Origin of the sequence: Porcipelethomonas sp. (assembly GCF_051893655.1) — a bacterium.
In the GTDB taxonomy this organism is placed as follows: Bacteria; Bacillota; Clostridia; order Oscillospirales; family Ruminococcaceae; genus Porcipelethomonas.
Genome location: NZ_JBJFHN010000004.1, coordinates 1 through 5251 on the forward strand (window position 1 = coordinate 1; position 5251 = coordinate 5251).

The 5251-nt window shown below is 35.4% G+C and carries 5 protein-coding genes and 1 pseudogene; 1 reads left to right on the forward strand and 5 read right to left on the reverse strand.

Annotation, left to right across the window (positions count from 1 at the left end; all coding sequences use genetic code 11):
• Positions 1-102: 102 nt before the first annotated feature.
• A complete protein-coding gene (locus tag ACI4WO_RS00165; protein ID WP_439805537.1) occupies positions 103-1884 on the reverse strand; it encodes a leucine-rich repeat protein in 1782 nt (593 codons plus the stop codon).
• A gap of 325 nt (positions 1885-2209) precedes the next feature.
• On the opposite strand from ACI4WO_RS00165, the gene ACI4WO_RS00170 reads away from it, so the two are divergent.
• Complete coding sequence (locus ACI4WO_RS00170) at positions 2210-2473, forward strand: sigma-70 family RNA polymerase sigma factor (RefSeq protein WP_439805538.1); 264 nt, start codon at positions 2210-2212, stop codon at positions 2471-2473.
• Between the two features lie 65 nt (positions 2474-2538).
• Here the strand turns inward: ACI4WO_RS00170 and ACI4WO_RS00175 are convergent, their stop codons facing one another.
• The 4 genes and pseudogenes from ACI4WO_RS00175 to ACI4WO_RS00190 all read right to left on the reverse strand — a co-directional run.
• Positions 2539-3063, reverse strand: a complete 525-nt coding sequence (locus tag ACI4WO_RS00175) for an HD domain-containing protein (protein ID WP_439805539.1) — start codon at positions 3061-3063, stop codon at positions 2539-2541.
• 119 nt (positions 3064-3182) lie between these two features.
• Positions 3183-4382, reverse strand: coding sequence for a sodium ion-translocating decarboxylase subunit beta (locus ACI4WO_RS00180; protein WP_439805540.1), 1200 nt, complete (start codon positions 4380-4382; stop codon positions 3183-3185).
• Between the two features lie 34 nt (positions 4383-4416).
• Positions 4417-4818, reverse strand: coding sequence for an OadG family protein (locus ACI4WO_RS00185; protein WP_439805541.1), 402 nt, complete (start codon positions 4816-4818; stop codon positions 4417-4419).
• Between the two features lie 127 nt (positions 4819-4945).
• Positions 4946-5251, reverse strand: a pseudogene (locus ACI4WO_RS00190) (metallophosphoesterase); the annotation flags it as partial.

Sequence of the window (5251 nt, forward strand, 5' to 3'; positions counted from 1 at the left end):
AGAAAATTAAACAGTAAAAATCAGACCGTCAGGAATTCTCCTGGCGGTCTTTTTTTGCATTCCTCTCTGGTTTTACCGGAGAATGTTTATTGAGTATAAATTCTATGATTGTGAGACTCTTTGTTTTAAAACTGTAAGATCAAATACATTTATTTGTCCATCAAAATTAAGATCAGAAAGAATGCACTGGTCACTATTCATTGTTATTTTAGCGAGTATATAATTTTGAAGTATTGTTACATCTTGATTATCAACCGTGCCGTCCATATTTACATCCCCCATTCCATAGGAGCATTTTGGAGAACCGCTTGACCAATAAGAATGACTTGTACCTCCAATTTCCTTGATCTCGGCATCTGATTTCATGAAATATTTGTATTTATTACTAGTATTTTCGTTTCCTTCATCCCAGCAACAATCAATGTGAAAGTAAAGATTACCGATATTTACAATATTCCATACATGATCAGTATTGCCAACTTTTTTTGTTTCAATGCCGGCTGCATTCATGAGTAGCACATATCCTCTTGCAAAGCCTTCACATACTGTCGTGTCATTTAAAAAAATTGAAGAATCAACGTGGTTTTTGGTTGCAATTGTGTTATCGTAATCATAGTCGACCTTATTCAAAACCCAATCGTGAAGTGCTTTGGCCTTTTCCAAATCAGACATAGAACTTGTAACGGTGTTCCTTATAACATAATCGCATGTATATGCTACGTATGAATCAATGAATCCGACATTAGTTGAACCTATAAAGTATTTTCTGACGAACTCATCAACGGCGCTATTAAAGTATCCATAGCTAGTTTTAGGGTTTACAAGAGTAACTTTTGAACCGTTAATATACTGAAGATTTTTGCAGCCATTAAAGGTAGTATCTCCCCAAGTGTATGTAGTTTTAATAGGAACATTGATGTTTATCAAATTAGTACATGAACCAAATGCAGTATTTCCCAATATCGCATTGCCGGAAATTGTAATCTCTGACAGCTTTGAACAGCTTGTAAATGCACTTCCCAATATGGTATCACCGGGAATTACAATAAATGCAATGCCACAATTATGAAATGCCCCATCCTTTATATTTTCTAGGCCAGATGGAAGTGTAAGTTTACCGGTAATGGCTGTATCGTTTTTAAATGCGTTGCGATTTATTGTTATAAGTGTAGATGGAAGTGATAAATTACTCAGGGAAGTACAATTACTAAAAGCATTTTCACCAATTTCTTTTAAGCCTTCAGGAAGCGTAATCGTTGTTAGGGCTGTGCAACCAGAAAACGCAGACTGAGGAATTGTTTGCATAGTTGAAGGAATTGTGATAGATTTAAGTGCTGTGCAATTTGCAAATACAGAAGTTCCCATTGATGTCAGAGAAGATGGCAGTTTAATGGTTTCAAGACTTGTGCATCCATTAAACATCATAATTCCAAGACTTTTTATTCCGTTTGAGAGTGTAACATTTTTCAGTGACTTACAACCATCAAAAACCCAATTGCCGATAGTAGGAGAACCGTAGATTTTTACTGCTGTAAGGTTAGCACAGTTTCCGAAGGCCATATTTCCAATTGATTTGATGTTTGAATTAATATTTAATGCTTGAAATGATTTGTTTACGAATGAATAATTACCGATTGCATTGACACTGTAACCATTTAGTTTTGTAGGAATTGTTAAAGTTGTGTCATTACCAGAATAACCGGTAATGGTTGCATATGAATCGGATAGAGTATATGTATATGATCCGGATGTGTATGTTGTTTCTGCTGCATTTGCGGTAATAGTATTAAAAATATTTTTCGATATAAATTTTGATTCGGATACAAATGACATTGAAAATGCCATGATTGCGACCAGTACAGCAACAATAATTTTTCTTTTCATCTTTTTCTCCTTTTTAATAAATGACTTATTATACATTTTACTGTATGTTATTAAATATTAATATTTATGCTTCATGATTTTTACAGAAAATAAGTTTTAAGTATACCTCCTTATTAATTTATTTAACCATGGCTGTTTTAATTATATACCGGCTATTTACAAAAATCAACTTAAAATAATAATATTAATAAATTATTTACATTATATCTATCTTTTGTATAAGTATAATTTGCTGATTGTTTACATTTATTTACTGAACAAATACGTTAGCGGTGATCAATAATTATTTTATGGATATAGTCTTTGCGGAAACCCTTTAACATTAATGGACATTACTGGAGATGGGAAAGATATTGTTGAGCAGGTAGATTTGTCAATACGGTCGAGGCAGCTATATGGATTTCTTGAAAAATATCTGGATGAAAGGGAATTTACAATTATAAAATATCGTTATGGACTTTATGGATGTAAAGCATTGACTCAAAGGGAAGTTGCACAAAAGCTTAATATTTCACGTTCTTATGTTTCAAGAATAGAAAAAAAAGCTTTAGCTACATTAAAAAAATTATATGACAATAATCCATATTAGTTTTATTACATATAATTAAAAAAAATAATGCACACTTTTGAGCGTGCATTATTTGAATTTTAGTTTTATCCGTTATGCTTACTATTATGCATTAAAATCTTTTTAATCTTTTGATATTTAGGAGAGATTAATTCCAATATGGCACAATATTTATCAACCAAAACTATAACATAGCTTTCCTTGTATTTAGGCAGCTTTAAAGTCAAAGGCCACATATGCTTTATAATTATATCACGTTCCAGAAGGCTTATATCAAATGCTTCTCTGGCATTTTCAGCAGCTATCTCCGGATGGTATGCACTATGAGATTTTTTACCATTAGTTTTATCTTTTTTATGTTCTTTCCGGTTATAGTAAAAAAGATCATGCATTAAACCAGCTCTTGCTGCTGATACAGCATCAAGTCCGAGAAAATTGCAAATAACATAATTATAATAAGAAACATTCAAACTATGCTGAAGTCTTGTTGTATATATATGATGAGTAATTCCGCCGAGCTTCTGAACTTCTTCACTTTCAAAAATATCTGATATGCAACTGTAATACGGCAGTTCCATGATATTTTTTTTAGAGCCAACGGCACAAATCATTTTATCACCTCAATTAGTATTATCCCATTTACATTATTAATTATAAATGATTTCCCGTTAGCAGTCAAGTGAAATATTTGTAAAAAAATAGTCGGTCATCTGACCGACTATATGAACTATTATTTAATAACGCTTAGAAGAATACCGGCTGCAACAGCAGAACCAATAACTCCGGCAACATTCGGACCCATTGCATTCATCAACAGGAAATTGGTCGGATCTGTTTCTGCACCAACCTTTTGGGATACACGTGCAGCCATAGGAACTGCGGAAACTCCGGCAGAACCAATAAGCGGATTAACTTTACCGCCAGTAGCCTTGCACATGATTTTTCCAAAAAGTACACCGCATGCAGTTCCCACACAGAACGCAACAACACCCAGAATAATTACTTTAGCAAATTCCAGATTAATGATCTTATCTGCCTGAGTTGTTGCACCTACAGAAATGCCCAGGAATATTGTAATAATATTCATAAGAGCATTCTGAGCTGTGTCAACAAGTCTGCTGCATACTCCGCTTTCCTTAATAAGATTACCAAGCATAAGCATGCCAACCAGTGGAGCAGCTGAAGGAACCAGAAGAGCAACTATAAGTGTAACAGCAATAGGGAATATAATTTTTTCAGTTTTTGAAACCTGACGGAGCTGAGGCATTTTTATAGCACGTTCCTTTTTGGTAGTAAGTGCTTTCATAATAGGCGGCTGTATAACAGGAACAAGAGCCATATATGTATATGCTGCCAAAGCAATTGTACCTGTACTTATTTTATAGCCTCCCCCGCTTAGCAATTTACTTGATACATAAATTGCGGTAGGACCGTCGGCACCGCCGATAATAGCAATTGATCCGCATTCAGCAGCTGAAAATCCGAGCAAAGCAGCACCAATGAATGTCAGGAAGATACCTGCCTGTGCGGCTGCACCCAGAAGAAAGCTTTTAGGATTGGCAATAAGCGGACCGAAGTCTGTCATAGTACCGATTCCCAGGAATATAAGAGGCGGATATATTTGCAGCTTGACGCCTAAATACAAGATATCCAGCAGCCCTCCTTCATGCAGCACCTGCCCGAAATCTATATTCGAGGCATTTGCCCAAAGCTCCGGATGATACATTCCGGCTTCAGGAAGGTTTGTAAGGAACATACCGAATGAAATCGGCAAAAGAAGAAGCGGTTCAAATTGTTTTACAATTGCAAGATACATAAAAACAAATGATATGAGAATCATTACTATACTTTTCCAGTCCATATGAGCAATACCGCTGGAAAGAGCGAGGTCTTTTATAGTATCTGCAAAGATTCTAAATACTTCACCCATATAATATAATCCTTTCGTTAATAATTACGCCATGTCAGAATGGGGTTGTGTCATTCTGAAGACCAGCCAGAGACCATGCAGATCTTGACGGTTTGTTTTTTACAGCTCTGACAGATTTGACCTTATAGGTTTTTCCTTCTGCCTGACCTATAGCCGCCACAGCAGCGGATATTACGGCAATAATTTCATCCTGATTATTTTCAGCTGGAACTGCTGGAGCTGCCGGAGCGGGAACCGGTTTTGCCTGCGGCTGCTTCGGAGCTTCTTTCGGAACAGATTTTTTGTTTTTTAAAGTAAAAATCTTACCGAATGCCCATACAAAAATAATCAGAATGACAAGCGCCAGGAATACAACGCTGAGACCTGTGATGACAACAGCAGTTACATAGCTGATGCCCAGTTTTTCAGACATGGAATACAGAGTCATTAAATCCATATAACAGCACTCTCCTATGTTAAAATTTTATAATACATGATTATTATTATACACTATTTTTTTTGATTTTGCAAGAAAAAAATCAAATTAAAACAAAAAACAGAAAATTATATATTAAAACTTAATTTTATTCGGGAGAGATGGTAATTTCGCAAATTTCCGGACGGTTGTTAAATCTTGCCGGAACAGGGTAATTTCCTATTCCTGAGGTTATAAACAGATACCCTCCCGAATATCTGAACAGTCCCTTATCGTATACATGCTCCTTGTTTTCCGAAAGTTCAGGAAGAATTTTTCCATTGTAGTATGCAGGACCTATAAAAGGTACCTGAATAACTCCGCCGTGAGTATCTCCGCACAATGTGAGATCAGCACCGAAATTTTCATACTCCTTATACATAGGAATGTGGGCAAGCAGTATATTATATGTATT